Annotated in this window: 14 protein-coding genes; 12 read left to right on the top strand and 2 right to left on the bottom strand. The window is 69.9% G+C overall.

The features are described from left to right. Positions 1-34: 34 nt before the first annotated feature. From QMK34_RS34330 to QMK34_RS34285, 10 genes are all read left to right on the top strand, one after another. Complete coding sequence (locus tag QMK34_RS34330; protein ID WP_326418850.1) at positions 35-1,078, top strand: class I mannose-6-phosphate isomerase; 1,044 nt, start codon at positions 35-37, stop codon at positions 1,076-1,078. After that, positions 1,075-1,839, top strand: a complete 765-nt coding sequence (locus tag QMK34_RS34325) for an ATP-binding cassette domain-containing protein (RefSeq protein ID WP_326418849.1) — start codon at positions 1,075-1,077, stop codon at positions 1,837-1,839. The genes QMK34_RS34330 and QMK34_RS34325 overlap by 4 nt, the downstream gene beginning before the upstream one ends. Beyond that, positions 1,836-2,882 carry an ABC transporter permease gene (locus tag QMK34_RS34320; protein WP_326418848.1) on the top strand — a complete coding sequence of 349 codons (1,047 nt, stop codon included), beginning with the start codon at positions 1,836-1,838 and terminating at the stop codon, positions 2,880-2,882. Before QMK34_RS34325 ends, QMK34_RS34320 begins: the two co-directional genes overlap by 4 nt. Before the next feature lie 66 nt (positions 2,883-2,948). After that, positions 2,949-3,944: an ABC transporter substrate-binding protein gene (locus tag QMK34_RS34315; protein ID WP_326418847.1), complete on the top strand. Its 996-nt coding sequence runs from the start codon at positions 2,949-2,951 to the stop codon at positions 3,942-3,944. A 192-nt stretch (positions 3,945-4,136) separates the two neighbouring features. Next, entirely contained in the window at positions 4,137-5,099 is a 963-nt protein-coding gene (locus QMK34_RS34310; RefSeq protein ID WP_326418876.1) for a sensor histidine kinase, read from the top strand. Continuing rightward, positions 5,096-5,872: a LytR/AlgR family response regulator transcription factor gene (locus tag QMK34_RS34305; protein WP_326418845.1), complete on the top strand. Its 777-nt coding sequence runs from the start codon at positions 5,096-5,098 to the stop codon at positions 5,870-5,872. Before QMK34_RS34310 ends, QMK34_RS34305 begins: the two co-directional genes overlap by 4 nt. Continuing rightward, positions 5,869-6,219 (top strand): hypothetical protein, encoded by a 351-nt coding sequence (locus QMK34_RS34300; RefSeq protein ID WP_326418844.1) that lies wholly within the window; start codon positions 5,869-5,871, stop codon positions 6,217-6,219. Before QMK34_RS34305 ends, QMK34_RS34300 begins: the two co-directional genes overlap by 4 nt. 91 nt (positions 6,220-6,310) lie before the next feature. After that, a complete protein-coding gene (locus QMK34_RS34295) occupies positions 6,311-8,050 on the top strand; it encodes a sodium/solute symporter (RefSeq protein ID WP_326418843.1) in 1,740 nt (579 codons plus the stop codon). 72 nt (positions 8,051-8,122) lie between these two features. Beyond that, positions 8,123-8,479: a DUF485 domain-containing protein gene (locus tag QMK34_RS34290; RefSeq protein ID WP_326418841.1), complete on the top strand. Its 357-nt coding sequence runs from the start codon at positions 8,123-8,125 to the stop codon at positions 8,477-8,479. Beyond that, positions 8,476-10,104: a solute symporter family protein gene (locus QMK34_RS34285; protein WP_326418840.1), complete on the top strand. Its 1,629-nt coding sequence runs from the start codon at positions 8,476-8,478 to the stop codon at positions 10,102-10,104. Before QMK34_RS34290 ends, QMK34_RS34285 begins: the two co-directional genes overlap by 4 nt. 71 nt (positions 10,105-10,175) lie before the next feature. Here the strand turns inward: QMK34_RS34285 and QMK34_RS34280 are convergent, their stop codons facing one another. Beyond that, on the bottom strand, positions 10,176-10,919 hold the full coding sequence (locus QMK34_RS34280; protein ID WP_326418839.1) for an isocitrate lyase/PEP mutase family protein: 744 nt from the start codon (positions 10,917-10,919) through the stop codon (positions 10,176-10,178). Next, complete coding sequence (locus QMK34_RS34275) at positions 10,916-11,380, bottom strand: carboxymuconolactone decarboxylase family protein (RefSeq protein WP_326418838.1); 465 nt, start codon at positions 11,378-11,380, stop codon at positions 10,916-10,918. The genes QMK34_RS34280 and QMK34_RS34275 overlap by 4 nt, the downstream gene beginning before the upstream one ends. Positions 11,381-11,425: 45 nt before the next feature. Between QMK34_RS34275 and pdxR the strand changes: the two genes are divergently transcribed. Both pdxR and QMK34_RS34265 read left to right on the top strand, forming a co-directional pair. Beyond that, positions 11,426-12,808: a MocR-like pyridoxine biosynthesis transcription factor PdxR gene (pdxR, locus tag QMK34_RS34270; RefSeq protein WP_326418837.1), complete on the top strand. Its 1,383-nt coding sequence runs from the start codon at positions 11,426-11,428 to the stop codon at positions 12,806-12,808. Between the two features lie 46 nt (positions 12,809-12,854). Beyond that, a complete protein-coding gene (locus tag QMK34_RS34265; protein ID WP_326418836.1) occupies positions 12,855-13,094 on the top strand; it encodes an MBL fold metallo-hydrolase in 240 nt (79 codons plus the stop codon). Positions 13,095-13,097 lie beyond the last annotated feature (3 nt).

The following is a 13,097-nucleotide window of genomic DNA, read 5'->3' as shown; positions in this document are numbered from 1 at the left end:
ACGCGCGACTCCAAGAGAAGAAGGACGTGCCCGCGTGAGTCTCAACCCCATCCGGGTCCCGGCCAACCAGCCACCGCAGTTCTACCGCGGCGGCGACGCCATCGCGGCCCTGCGCGGGGAGTCCAACCCGGACTCCAAATTCGGCCCAGAGGACTGGGTAGGCTCGGCCACCACCATGTTCGGCCAGGAGACCCGGGGCCTCACCCGGCTCCCGAACGGCAGCTGGCTGCGCGACGCCGTCCTGGGTGATCCCGAAGGCTGGCTCGGCGCGAAGCACGTCGAGGCGCTCGGGACGTCGACCGGCCTGCTGGTCAAGCTGCTCGACGCCGGGCAGCGCCTGCCGGTGCACTTCCACCCGTCGGACACCTTCGCGCAGCAGCACTTCGACTCGCATTTCGGCAAGACCGAAGCGTGGATCGTGGTCGGTACTTACGGCGACGACCCACGGGTGTACCCGGGCTTCAAGGAGACGGTCAGCAAGGCGACTGTCAACGACTGGGCCCGCACCCAGGACGCGCCGACCATGCTGGGCGCGCTGAACAGCGTGTCCGTCGAGGCCGGCGACACGGTCTACATCCCGGCCGGGCTGCCGCACGCGATCGGCGAGGGCGTGTTCGTCGTCGAGCTGCAGCAGCCGACCGACTTCTCGCTGACGCTGGAATGGCGCGACTTCCTCGACTCGCCGGAGAAGGGCCACCTCGGGATCGGCTTCGAAACCGCGATCGAAACGCTGGACACCTCCGGCTGGGACGCGGACCGGCTCAAGACCATCGTCAAGCACACCGGCGATGACAGGTCGTCCACTGTGGACCTGCTGGCCGACGGTTCGGACGGGTTCTTCCGCGCGGACCGCCTGCAGCTCACCGCCGCGACAACGTTGTCACTCGAGCCCTCGTTCGCGGTGCTGGTCGTGATGGACGGCTCGGGCACGCTGCGCACCGAGCACGGGACCGAGTTCGCGCTCACCAAGGGCGAGACCTACGTCGTCCCGTTCGGCGCCGGTCAATCCACTGTGGAGGGTGAGGTGACGATGATCCGCTGCCGCCCACCCGTGCCGGAAAGGAGGCTGGCGCTGTGAGCGAACTCCTGCTCGACGCGCAGAACCTGACCAAGCGCTACGGCTCCGTGGAAGCACTTCGCGGCGCGTCGTTCCAGGCGCGCGCCGGTGAGGTCACCGCGCTGATCGGCGACAACGGCGCGGGCAAGTCGACTCTGGTCAAGTGCCTGTCCGGGGCCGAACAACCGAGCTCGGGCAAGATCCTGCTGGACGGCGCCGAGGCGCATTTCGACTCGCCGACGACGGCGCGGCGCCTGGGGATCGAGACGGTCTACCAGGACCTCGCCGTCGCACCGGAACTCGATCCGGCGGCGAACCTGTTCCTCGGCCGGGAACTGCACCGCAAGGGCATTCTCGGCAAGCTCGGCATGCTGGACAAGCCGGAGATGCGCCGCCGCGCGATCGAGGAGTTCCAGCGGCTCGGCGTGACCCTGCAGAGCACGGACGTGCCGATCGGCTCGCTGTCCGGCGGGCAGCGCCAGAGCGTCGCGGTCGCGCGATCGGTCGTGTGGGCGTCGAAGGTCGTGTTCATGGACGAGCCGACGGCCGCGCTGGGCGTCGTACAGCGCGAGCGCGTGCTCGACGTGATCAAGAAGGTGCGCGACAAGGGCATCGCGATCGTGCTGATCAGCCACAACATGCCCGAGGTGCTCTCGGTCGCGGACCGGATCGAGGTGCTGCGGCTCGGCACCCGAGTCGCCAGGTTCACCGGGCCCGGCACGAAGCTGGAAGACCTCGTCGCCGCCATGACCGGCGCCTTGGTACAGGAGGAAGCGGCATGAGCACTCCCACCAAGGAAGTACAGTCCACTGTGGATGGCGGGTTCGCCAAGCGCTCGATCGGCGCGCGGATGGTCTCGGCCAACACGTTCTGGATCGCACTGGTGCTGCTGGCGCTGATCGTCGTGTTCACCGCGATCGCGCCCGCCGAGTTCGCCACCGTGTTCACCTTCCAGACGTTGCTCATCGAGACCTCGGTGCTGCTGGTGCTGTCGGTGGGCATGACGTTCGTGATCATCACCTCCGGCATCGACCTGTCCGTCGGGTCCGTGCTGATCTTCGCGGGCATGGTGGCGGGCAAGGTGATGGAGGCGATGAGCCCGAACGGCGACGCGTCGGCAGCGGGCTGGGACGTGATCGTCGTCGGTCTCGTCGCGGCGGTGGTCGCGGGCACGATCTGGGGCCTGCTCAACGGTTTCCTCATCGCGGTGGCGGGCATCCCGCCGCTGATCGTCACCCTCGGCACGATGGGCGCTGCGCTCGGCGCGGCGTACCTGCTCAACAACGGCTCGGACGTCCGCAGTGTGCCGACCGAGCTCACCAAGACGCTCGGCTACGGCACGACGTTCGGCGGCATCCCGAACCTGGTGCTGGTCGCGGTGGTCATCACCCTGATCGGCGCGTGGCTGCTGCACACCACCAAGTTCGGCCGCTACACCTTCGCCGTCGGCTCCAACGCCGAAGGCGCGCGACGCGCCGGGATCGGGGTGACCGCGCACCTGCTGAAGGTGTACACGCTCACCGGGTTCCTGGCCGGGATCGCCGGGTTCCTCTCGCTGGCGTACTACGCGTCGACGACGATTTCCGCCCACACCACCGACAATCTCAACGCCATCGCCGCCACGGTGATGGGCGGCACGAGCCTGTTCGGCGGGGTCGGCACGGTGCTGGGCACCGTGATCGGCGTGTTCATCCCGGCGGTGTTGAAGAAGGGCTTCAACATCACGCACGTCCAGGACTTCTGGCAGATGATCGCGGTCGGCGCGGTGCTCATCGCCGCGGTCTGGTTCGACCAGCGCCGCCGTCGCAACCGCAACTCCCGCTAACTCCCTTATCCCACAGCACTTTCCACAGCACTTTCCACAGTACTTCTCCACAGCGAGGTGGTCCCCATGAAACCCAGCAAGACGATCCTCACCGCCGGCGCCCTGCTCTCCGCCGCCGCACTGCTCACCGCGTGCGGCGGCGGCCAGGTCGGCCAGAGCGGGTCCGGCGACGCCGCGAAGCCGGTCGGCGGCAAGAAGCTGGCGTTGATCGCCGGTGTCCAGGCCGAGCCGTTCTACATCTCGATGCAGTGCGGCGCCGAGGCCGAGGCGAAGAAGTCCGGCTACGAGCTGAACACCCAGGCGCCGCAGAAGTTCGACGCGGCGATGCAGACCACGATCGTCAACGCGCTGGGCTCCAACCCGCCCGCCGCGCTGCTCATCGCACCGACCGACGCGCAGGCGATGCTCGCGCCGATGCAGCAGGTCAAAAGCCGCGGCTCGAAGATCATCGAGGTCGACACCGCGCTGAAGGACACCAGCGTGGCGGAGTCGTCCATCTCCTCGGACAACGCCGAGGGCGGCAAGCTGGCCGCGCAGACCCTGGCCAAGCTGGTCGGCGACAAGCCGGGTTCGGTGCTGGTGCTCGACACCATCGCGGGCACCTCGACCACGAACGCCCGCGCGAAGGGCTTCGAGGACGAGCTGAAAACGCACCCGAACCTGAAGTCCGCGGGCATCCAGTTCACCCAGAACGAGCCCGACCAGGCCGCCTCGAAGGTGACCGCGGCCCTGTCGTCCACTCCGGACCTCGTCGGCATCTTCGCCACCAACCTCAACACCGGCGAGGGCGCGGCGACCGGCCTGCGCAACGCGAACAAGGTCGGCAAGGTCAACCTGGTCGGCTTCGACGCGAGCCCGTCCGAGGTGGACGGCCTGAAGAAGGGCGAGTACCAGGCCCTGATCGCCCAGGACCCGGCGTCGATCGGCCAGCAGGGCGTCCAGCAGGCCATCGCGGCCCTGGAAGGCAAGCCGGTCACCCGCGACCTGACCGCCCAGCTCCACTCGATCACCAAGACCGACATGGACGCGAACGCGCGGTACTTCTACAAGCAGCAGTGCTGAGGCGCGTCACTCCGTGAGATGAACGGACCGTTTATGGCGTCCGCGGCGGCGCGACCCCACCGCGGGGCGTCGGCGCGTTCTAGGATCTACTCCCCCGGCCCGTGACGGTCCGACGAGAGAGGGGAGGCCGATCCGGTGCGCACCGACCCGCTGCCCGTGCTCACCGCCGCCCGTCGCATCGCCGACGACCTGATGGACGGCCTCGACGGGCCCAAGGCGCGCCGGGCCGTGCACGGGCTGCGGCGGCTGTTCGCGGTGCCCGGCCTCGGGCTGACCGACCTGTCCGGCTCGCTGCTGTGGTCGGGCCGCCCCGGTGACGACGATTCCGTGTCCGCCGCGCTCGAAGAGGTGCTCCACACCGAAGCGCCCAGTGGCAGCGGTGAGGTGGTCGCGCTGCCGCTGCACGTCCACGAGGAGCTCGCCGGGGTCCTGCTCGTCGCGGGCCCGGCCGGTAAGGAAACCGCGCGCGAAGCCGTCGACCTCGTGGTGCACGCCCTCGAACGCGGGCGGCTCGAGGCCTCCGCCGAGCAGGCGGCGCAGGCCGAGCTGCGCGCCTTGCGAGCGGAGATCTCGCCACATTTCGTGTACAACGCGTTGACCGTGATCGCCTCACTGGTCCGCTCGGACCCGGATCGGGCCCGCGACCTGATGCTCGACTTCGCCGACTACACGCGCTACAGCCTCGCGCGGCACGGCGAGTACACGATGGTCGCCGACGAGTTCCGCGCGATCGAGACGTATCTGGCGTTGCAGCGGGCGGTGCTCGGCGACCGGCTGCGGGTGCAGGTCCGCGTCGCGCCCGAGGTGCTGGCCGTGGCGGTGCCGTACCTGGTGCTGGAGCCGCTGGTCGAGAACGCGATCCGGCACGGGATCGAGCCGAGGTCGGGCGCGGGGCTGGTCCAGGTGCACGGCCAGGCGGAGGGCAACGACTGCGTGATCAGCGTGGAGGACGACGGGCTCGGCATGGATCCGGGCCTCGCCAGGAGCATCCTCGCCGGCCGGGGTGGTGAGGGCGGCGTCGGACTGGCCAATGTGGACAGACGGCTGCGGACCGTCTACGGCCCTTGGTACGGCTTGATCGTGGAGACCGAGAAGGGGGCCGGGACGCGCGTCGTCGTCCGGGTGCCGCGCTTCCAGGCCGGGGTGATGCCGTGAACGACGGACTGCACGTACTGGCGGTCGACGATCTCCCGCCCGCGCTCGACGAGCTTTGCCGTCTGCTGGGTGAGGCGCCGGAGGTCGGCGAGGTGGCCGCCGCCGGTGACGCGCTGCAGGCGCTGAAGATGTTGCAGGCCAGCAAGTTCGACGCCGTCTTCCTGGACATCTCCATGCCGGGGCTCGACGGGCTGGAGCTGGCGTCGCTGCTGGCGAAGCTGTCCGAGCCGCCGGTGATCGTCTTCGTCACCGCGCACGACGGGCACGCCGTGGCCGCCTACGGCATCGGCGCGGTCGACTACCTGCTCAAGCCCGTCCGCGCGGAACGGCTGTCGGCCGCGCTCGCCAAGGTGGTGCGGATGGTGGCCTCGACCGAGCCCGACGGCACGCCGCAGCAGGTCGAGACGATGGCCGCGCTGCCCGTCGAGTCGGGCGGGCGCACCCGGTACGTCCGCCGCGGCGACGTGCGGTTCGTCGAGGCGCACGGCGACTACGTCCGGCTGCACACCGACCTCGGCGTCCACCTGGTCCGGATGCCGATTTCCCGGCTCGAGGAGTACTGGGAGGGCACCGGTTTCACCCGCGTGCACCGGGGTTTCCTGGTCGCCGTCGACGCGGTGCTCGAACTGCGCAGCGACTCCGCCGGCGGCCTGCTCGCGCACACCACGGCTGGCGACGTCCCGGTCAGCCGCCGCCACTCCCGTGAGCTGCGGGACAGGCTGCTGGCGGCCGCGCGACGCGGCGAGCTCGGCCGCCCGGGGGCCCGGCCGTGAGCCGCGTCCGCCGCGTGGCGGTGATGAGCCCGCAGACCCGGCTGGCCCATTCGCGACGACGTTCGCACGCCCGCTCGCGAGTACCGCTGCTGCAGCCGGTGGACGCCGAACGCGCGGCCGTGCTCTACCGCGTGCAACGCCGTCGCGGGGTCCTTTCCCTGGTGCTGATCTTCGCGCTGCTGTTCGGCCTGCCGCTGCTGTTCCAGCTCGCCCCGGGCCTGGATTCGCTGCGCCTGTGGGGAATCCCGTTGTCCTGGCTGATGATCGCGATCCTCCCGTACCCGGTGATGGCCCTGCTCGCGCGCTGGCAGCTCCGCCGCGCCGAACGCGTCGAAGACAGCCCATGACCCACCTCCGCTCGAAGGTCCCTGAAGGCCACCATCACGGCGTTTTACGCCGTGAAGGTGGCCTTCAGGGGCAATCAGCCGGAGACCGGCGGTGGTAGCGGCGTTCGCGGTCGCGCCGGTGGTGCTGGTGACGTTGCTGATCGGGTTGCGCGGGGTCGCCGCGATGCGGACGACCTCGGACTTCCTGGTCGCGTCCCGGCGGGTCTCGCCGCTGCTGAACTCGGCCGCGGTCTCGGGCGAGTACCTGTCCGCGGCGTCTTTCCTCGGGGTCGCCGGGCTGATGGTCAAGGACGGGGTCGGCGCGCTCTGGTACCCCGTCGGCTTCACCGCCGGGTACATCGCGATGCTCGTGCTGGTCGCGGCGCCGATGCGGCGTTCGGGCGCGCTGACCGTGCCGGACTTCGCGGAGGCCCGGCTCGCTTCCCCGGCGCTGCGGCGGCTCGCCGCAGTGGTCGTCCTGGTGATCGGGACGTTGTATCTGGTCCCGCAGTTCCGCACCGCCGGGCTGGTGCTCACCGCGGTCGGCGGCACGCCCTACTGGGTCGGCGTGGTGATCGCGGGGGCCGCGGTGAGCATCACCCTGGCGCTGGGCGGGATGCGCGCGGCGACCTACGTCCAGGCGTTCCAGTTCGTGCTCAAGCTGGTGCTGTTCCTGGTCCCGGCGATCTGGCTGGTGCTGCAGGTCGGCGCGGACGACCGGTACGCGGCCGTGCACCCGGTCGAGTTCACGCACTTCGCCCGTGAGACCCCGGTTTCCTTCGAGATCGACGTGACGCTGGAGATCCGCGAGCCGACGACGGTGCGCACGGACGACGGCGGCACGAAACTCCTGCCGCCGGGCGAGATGACCGCGAAAAGCGGGCAGCGCCTGGTGTTCGCCGAAGGCGCCCCGGTGCCCGAGGTCCGGGGCGGGGCGCCGCTCGGCGGCGCGGACTGGCAACGCCCGCTGCTGGACCTCGACGGCGCGGGCTATCCGCTGCTCGGCACCTGGGCCGTGCTGATCGCGACCATGCTCGGCACGATGGGCCTGCCCCACGTGCTGATGCGCTTCCACACCAGCCCCGACGGGCGGGCGGCCCGGCGCACGGCCGCGATCACCGTGTCGCTGCTGGGCGTGTTCTACCTCTTCCCCGGTGTCTACGGCGTGCTCGGGCGCGTCCTGGTGCCCGAGCTGTACCTGTCCGGCGCGACCGACACCGTCGTGGTGGCCCTGCCCTCGCAGGTCGACAACGGCTGGGCTGGCTCGCTGTTCACGGCGTTGCTGACAGCGGGCGCGTTCGCCGCGTTCCTCGCGACTTCGCTGGGCCTGCTGCTGGTCGTCTCGGGCGCGATCGCGCACGACCTGATGCCCGGCGGGCTCCGGCGGCTGCGCGCGACCGTCCTGTTCGCGGCCGTCGCGATGGTGCTGCTGGCGCTGCCCGCCGCGCGGCTCGACGCCGGGTTACTGGTGACCTGGGGCTTCACCGTCGCGGCGTCGACGTTCTGCCCGCTGCTGGTGCTCGGCATCTGGTGGGGCAGGCTGACAGCCGCGGGCGCGATCAGCGGGGTGCTCGCCGGGCTGCTGTCGTCCTCCGGCTCGATCGCGTTCGCGCTGTTCGGCCCGCGGGTGGGCGGCTGGGTCGGCTTGCTCATCTCCCAGCCCGCTCCGTGGACGGTTCCACTGGCGTTCGGAGTAATGCTGGTGGTTTCCTTGCGGGGCAGGCCGCCGTCCTGGTCGACGGCCGCCATGCTGCGGCTGCATCTGGACGAGCAGCCGGAGCAGTTCCCTTCGTCGCCCTCCGCCCACCGTTCGTCGGCCGTTCGTCGCATCGGACGTCGTTTGAACCGCTGACGGTTTCACCGGGGCCCGGCTCTCCCTAACGTGGCGCGGAACACATGTCCCACCGTGACGAAGGAGTCACCCATGAGCACCAAGGAAGCCGATGCGGCAGGCGAGAGCCCGCCGGACGCCTGGGAGCACGCGCACGACAGCGCGGAGTTCCAGGAGTTGCGATCCCGGTTGCGGCGCTTCGTCTTCCCGGTGTCGGGGCTGTTCCTCCTGTGGTACCTGCTCTACGTCCTGCTCGCGGACTACGCGCACGGCTTCATGAGCACCAAGCTGTTCGGCAACATCACCGTCGGCCTGGTGTTCGGCCTGCTGCAGTTCGTCTCGACGTTCGTGATCACCGGGCTCTACGTCCGCTACGCGAACCGCAAGCTCGACCCGATCGCGACGAAGATCCGCGAAGACCTCGAGAAAACCCCAGGAGGGGCGAAATGACGCTCGCGGCCAGTGTCGAAGGCAGCAGCCCGGCACTGAACATCACCATCTTCGGCATCTTCGTGGCGATCACGCTGGTGATCGTCTTCCGGGCCAGCCGCAACTCGAAAACGGCGTCGGACTACTACGCCGCCGGGCGCGCGTTCACCGGCCCGCAGAACGGCATCGCGATCTCCGGCGACTACCTGTCGGCGGCATCGTTCCTGGGTATCGCGGGCGCCATCGCGGTCTACGGCTACGACGGTTTCCTCTACTCCATCGGCTTCCTCGTCGCGTGGCTGGTGGCGTTGCTCCTGGTGGCGGAACTGTTGCGCAACACCGGCAAGTTCACCATGGGCGACGTCCTGGCGTTCCGCATGAAGCAGCGGCCGGTCCGCGCGGCGGCGGCGACGTCGACGCTGGCGGTGTCGTTCTTCTACCTGCTCGCGCAGATGGCGGGCGCCGGTGGCCTGGTGGCGCTGCTGCTCGGGATCGAAAGCAAGTCCGGGCAGGCGCTGGTCATCGTGATCGTCGGCATCATCATGATCGCCTACGTGCTGATCGGCGGGATGAAGGGCACCACCTGGGTGCAGATCATCAAGGCCGCTTTGCTCATCATCGGCGCGTTCGTGATGACGATCTGGGTTCTCAGCAAGTACGGCTTCAACGTCTCCGGGCTGCTCCAGGGCGCCGTCGACAAGGCGGGCAAGACGGGCCAGGCACTGCTCGGCCCAGGCAAGCAGTACGGCGCGACCGGCACCACGAAGCTCGACTTCCTCTCGCTCGGCGTCGCACTGGTGCTCGGCACGGCAGGTCTGCCGCACGTGCTGATGCGCTTCTACACCGTGCCGACGGCGAAGGAAGCCCGGCGTTCGGTGGTCTGGGCGATCGCCATCATCGGCATCTTCTACCTGTTCACCCTGGTGCTGGGCTACGGCGCGGGCGCGCTCGTCGGCCCGGACAAGATCAAGGCCGCACCCGGTGGCGCGAACTCCGCCGCGCCGCTGCTGGCGCTCGAACTCGGCGGCCCGGTGCTGCTGGGCCTGATCGCGGCGATCGCGTTCGCCACGATCCTCGCGGTGGTCGCGGGCCTGACAATCACGGCGTCCGCGTCGTTCGCCCACGACGTCTACGCCAGCGTGATCAAGAAGGGCAAGGCGACTCCGGGCTCGGAGGTCAAGGTCGCCCGCATCACCGCACTGGTGATCGGCGCGGTCGCGATCCTCGGCGGCATCCTGGCCAACGGCCAGAACGTCGCGTTCCTGGTGGCACTGGCCTTCGCGGTCGCGGCGTCGGCGAACCTCCCGACGATCCTGTACTCGCTGTTCTGGAAGCGGTTCAACACCCAGGGCGCGCTGTGGAGCATCTACGGCGGCCTGACGATCACGATCGTGCTGATCATCTTCTCACCGGCCGTTTCTGGTAAGCCGATCGACGTCAAGACGGGCAAGAGCGCGTCGATGATCCAGGGCGTCGACTTCCACTGGTTCCCGCTCGACAACCCGGGCCTGGTCTCGATCCCGATCGCGTTCTTCCTCGGCTGGCTCGGCACCGTACTCTCGAAGGAGCACAACCAGCAGAAGTACGCCGAGATGGAGGTCCGCTCCCTCACCGGCGCGGGCGCCGAGAAGGCCACGGAACACTAAAGTCTCCAGTGTCATGAAAGGGTCTTTCAGGGCAATTTTTGCCCTGAAAGACCCTTTCATGACACCCGCCGTCAGTACGGACGCTTCCCCGCGGCCAGCTCGGCGAGCATCTCCTCGATCACCGAACGAGACCGCCGCCAGAGGCCGACACCCAGAGAGATCCGCGCTACCCCCAGTGTTGCGAGCGCGGTGAAATCCGGGCCGTCCGGCAGGTAGGCGGCGTTGACCGCGGCCGGGCGGACCGCGTCGGTGAAAGCGGCCAGCACCTCTGCCGAGCGGAGCAGGATCGGGTACACGCAGTCGGCGCCCGCGGCCAGATAGGCCCGTGCCCGGGTGACCGCCTCGTCCAGCACCGCCGCCTGGTCTCGCGCCCCGAGGAACACGTCGATCCGCGCGTTGAGCACCAGCGCGTCGCCCGCCGCCGCCCGCAGCGCGGCGATCCGCTCGGCCTGCGCTTCGACGCCACGCAGCCCGCCGCGAACGTGGTCCGTGTCCTCCAGGTTGCAGCCCACGGCTCCGGCTTCGAGCAGCCCGTGGGCCAGGTCCACGCTGGACAGTCCATAGCCGCCCTCGGCGTCCACCGTCACCGGCACGGACACCGCGCGGACGATGCGTGCCGTCGCCGCGAACACCTCACGCGCCGGGGTCGAGTCACCGTCGGCGTAGCCCAGCGACGCGGCCATCGCACCCGAACTCGTTGCCACCACAGGGAAACCGGCGGCTTCGACCAGCATGGCCGTGTCGGCGTCCCAGGCGTTGGGCAACAGGATCGGCGTGCCCGGCACGTGCAGGGCACGGAGCCGGTCAGCCGTCATTCCGCCCGCTTCGGCAGCGGCGCGTGACTGGTGACGGCCATCCGGTTCCAGCTGTTGATCGCGATGACCGACCACGCGACCACGCGGTACTGGTCCTCGGTGAACACCCGGATCGCCTCTTCGTAGACGTCGTCGGGCACGTCGTTCAGGTCTGCGAGCCGGGTCATGGCCTCGGTGAGCGCGAGCGCGGCGCGCTCCTGCTCGGTGAACAGCTCGGTCTCGCGCCAGCCCTCGAGCACGAACAGGCGGCGGGGAGACTCGCCGAGCTCCAAGGTGTCATGGCTGTGCATGTCGAGGCAGAAGGCACAGCCATTGAGCTGCGACGCGCGAAGCTTCACCAGTTCGAGGAGCTTCGGGTCGATCCCCGCGTTCGCGGCGGCCTTCTCGACCTCGGCCTGGAGGGTGGCCATGGCTTTGTAGATTTCCGGGACGCGCTGGGCCAATGCGATTCTCTTGGTCATAAGACCACGCTAGCGCCAACTGGCCTACGAGTATGGTCCAGTGGCATGACACTTTCGTGGTCCAGTTCCGGGCTGGACGTCCACCTCGGCTGGCAGCCGGAAACCGGCCGCACCGGGCTGGCCGCCGCGATCCGCGCCGCCATCCGGGACGGTCGCTGGCAGGCGGGCGCGGCCGTGCCCTCGACCCGGGCACTGGCCCAGGACCTCGGCGTCGCGCGCGGCACGGTCACCCGGGTCTACGCCGACCTCGCCGCGGAGGGCTACCTGCGCACGGCGCAGGGCGCGCCCACCCGGGTGGCGACGGCGGGCGCGCTCCCCCAGTCCCCGCCTCGACCGGCGGCCCGCGAAGTCGCCCCGCGATGGGACCTGCGGCCCGGCAGGCCGGACCTCAGCGCGTTCCCCGGACAAGCATGGCTGGCCTCGACCCGCAAAGTACTGCAGCGGGTCCCCGCGACGAATCTCGGCTACGCCTCGGAATTGGGCGCGCCGGAACTGCGCGACACCCTCGCCGTCTACCTCGCGCGCAGCCGCGGTGTGGTGGCCGACCCGGCCCGGATCGTGGTGTGCAACGGCTACTCGCACGCGCTCACCCTGCTCACCAGGGTGCTGCACGGCAAGGGCGTCGACGAAGTCGCGTTCGAGAACCCCTCGCTCCGGATGTACCGGGATCTCGTGGCGGCGAATGGCCCGCGCGTGGTCGGCGCCGAGGTGGACGACGACGGCATTGACATGTCTGCTTTGGACAGTCCGGCCGTGGTGGTGACCGCGGCGCACCAGTACCCGATGGGCGTCACGCTGGCCCCGCACCGCCGCGCCGCGCTGACCCGCTGGGCGGGCGACTCCGGCGCGATCGTGCTGGAGGACGACTACGACGGCGAGTTCCGCTTCGACAACCAGCAGGTCGGCGCACTGCAGGCACTCGCGCCGGAACGGGTGGTCTACGCGGGCACCGTGAGCAAGACCCTCGCACCCGCACTCCGGCTGGGCTGGCTGGTGCTGCCGCGCTCGCTGGTGGAGCCGATGCGCGCGGCCATTGTGGACAGTGGTTCACGCCCGCCCGTGCTGAACCAGCTGACGCTCGCCGAGCTGATCGACTCCGGCGGCTACGACCGCCACGTCCGCCGCAGCCGCACGGAATACCGTTCGCGGCGCGATCGGCTGCTGGCCGCGCTGCCCGGGGTCGTCACCCCCCGGGGCATCTCCGCCGGGCTGCACCTGACGCTCATGCTGCCCGACGGCGGCCCGACGGAGACCGAGGTACTCGCCGCCTGCCGACGTCGCGCGATCGGGCTGGAGGGCCTGCGCAGCTATTGGCAGGACGAAGGACGTCCCGGCGGGGTGATCGTCGGCTACGGCGCGGCGGCGAAACACGCCTTCGCCGGTGCCACCCAGGCCTTCATCGAAGCCCTCTGGGAAGTTACGCCGTGAGCGGATCGGGTGTCGCGAAGGCGCGCGACGACCTTACCTTCGGGCGGTGGAAACCCTTACGCTGCTACCGAACCTGCACCTGTTCAGGTTCGCCGTCGGCCGGGCCTACCTCTGGGCCGACGGTGAAGCTCTGACGCTGATCGACACCGGGACACCCGGCTCGGCCGAAGCTGTCCTCGACGGCATCGAGCGGCTAGGCGATGACCCGGCGCGGCTGGAGCGGATCGTGCTGACGCATTTCCACGGCGACCACACGGGTTCCGCCGCGGACCGCCGTCCGGTCTAGTGG

The organism is Amycolatopsis sp. H20-H5, assembly GCF_035828755.1.
Lineage (GTDB): Bacteria > Actinomycetota > Actinomycetes > Mycobacteriales > Pseudonocardiaceae > Amycolatopsis.
Note: the sequence above shows the minus strand (reverse complement) of the source record. Positions and strands in the feature narration are given on the sequence as shown.

Excerpts from the sequence above, each read along its gene's own strand:
- QMK34_RS34320 (WP_326418848.1), top strand. The coding sequence starts at position 1,836 with ATGAGCACTCCCACCAAGGAAGTACAGTCCACTGTGGATGGCGGGTTC.
- QMK34_RS34315 (WP_326418847.1), top strand. The coding sequence starts at position 2,949 with ATGAAACCCAGCAAGACGATCCTCACCGCCGGCGCCCTGCTCTCCGCC.
- QMK34_RS34310 (WP_326418876.1), top strand. The coding sequence starts at position 4,137 with ATGGACGGCCTCGACGGGCCCAAGGCGCGCCGGGCCGTGCACGGGCTG.
- QMK34_RS34290 (WP_326418841.1), top strand. The coding sequence starts at position 8,123 with ATGAGCACCAAGGAAGCCGATGCGGCAGGCGAGAGCCCGCCGGACGCC.
- QMK34_RS34285 (WP_326418840.1), top strand. The coding sequence starts at position 8,476 with ATGACGCTCGCGGCCAGTGTCGAAGGCAGCAGCCCGGCACTGAACATC.
- QMK34_RS34280 (WP_326418839.1), bottom strand. The coding sequence starts at position 10,919 with ATGACGGCTGACCGGCTCCGTGCCCTGCACGTGCCGGGCACGCCGATC.
- QMK34_RS34275 (WP_326418838.1), bottom strand. The coding sequence starts at position 11,380 with ATGACCAAGAGAATCGCATTGGCCCAGCGCGTCCCGGAAATCTACAAA.
- pdxR (WP_326418837.1), top strand. The coding sequence starts at position 11,426 with ATGACACTTTCGTGGTCCAGTTCCGGGCTGGACGTCCACCTCGGCTGG.